The following is a 350-nucleotide window of genomic DNA, read 5'->3' on the forward strand; positions in this document are numbered from 1 at the left end:
CCTCCATCCATGGCAATGGCGTGTTCGCGCTGGCGCCGATCAAGCAGGGCGAGCGGGTCATCCAGTACAAGGGTCTGCTGCGCAGCCACGCCGACGTGGATGCCGATGATACCGGGGACGTGGAGAGTGGTCACACCTTCCTGTTCACCCTGAACGACGATTACGTCATCGACGCCAACTACAAGGGCAACGACGCGCGCTGGTTGAACCACAGCTGCGAGCCGAACTGCGAGGCGGTGATCGAAGAGGCCGAGGGTGACAACCGCCGCGAGGACAAGGTGTTCATCGAGGCGATCAAGGACATCCAGCCGGGCGACGAGCTGACCTACAACTACGGCATCACCCTGGCC

1 protein-coding gene is annotated in these 350 nt (G+C 62.6%); it reads left to right on the forward strand.

What is annotated here, in order from left to right; all coding sequences use genetic code 11:
- Positions 1-350, forward strand: a 350-nt coding sequence (locus AC1DN0_RS42060; protein ID WP_477146753.1) for an SET domain-containing protein, incomplete at both ends; no start/stop codon positions are given.

It is taken from the genome of Cupriavidus sp. 05N39 (assembly GCF_056397325.1).